Annotated in this window: 1 protein-coding gene and 1 pseudogene; one reads left to right on the top strand and one right to left on the bottom strand. The window is 65.7% G+C overall.

Annotated features, from left to right (window positions below):
• A pseudogene (locus FVA95_RS29365) lies at positions 1–132 on the bottom strand (transposase); the annotation flags it as partial.
• A gap of 68 nt (positions 133–200) precedes the next feature.
• On the opposite strand from FVA95_RS29365, the gene FVA95_RS29360 reads away from it, so the two are divergent.
• A complete protein-coding gene (locus FVA95_RS29360; RefSeq protein ID WP_161992396.1) occupies positions 201–494 on the top strand; it encodes a transposase in 294 nt (97 codons plus the stop codon).
• Positions 495–501 lie beyond the last annotated feature (7 nt).

Below are 501 nucleotides of genomic sequence, written 5' to 3'. Positions count from 1 at the left end.
GTCGATCGCCCACCGCACGTCCTCGGCCGCGGCGGACGCCCGATCGAGCAGAGCTTCGATCGCGGCCTGGTCGTTGCTGACCTTGCGGGAGAACACCACCTTGCCCTCGGCATCGACAGCGCAGGCGTGGTGTGAGCTTGACCCCTGACGCCGGACACGTCACCTGAGGTGGACCCGGTCCACCAGGGAGGATGTTGTTCGTGCCTGCACCTCACCCGCCCGAGTTCCGGCGCCGCGCCGTGGACCTTGCTCGTGCTGGCGACAAGCCGGTGTCTGCGATCGCGAAGGAACTGTCGATATCGGAGTCGTGTTTGCGGAGCTGGATGGCCCAGGCCGCCGCCGACGACACCGGCGGCTCCGATTCACGGCTGAGTAGCGCCGAGAAACGCGAATTGACCGGGCTCCGTAAGGAGAAGCGTCGCCTTGAGGTGGAGAACGAGATTCTCAAGCGGGCGGCCGCGTATTTCGCCCGGGAGAACGTTCTCCCAAAGTAGTTTTCCC

The organism is Pseudonocardia sp. EV170527-09 (assembly GCF_008369905.1).
Taxonomy (GTDB): domain Bacteria; phylum Actinomycetota; class Actinomycetes; order Mycobacteriales; family Pseudonocardiaceae; genus Pseudonocardia.
Note: the sequence above shows the minus strand (reverse complement) of the source record. Positions and strands in the feature narration are given on the sequence as shown.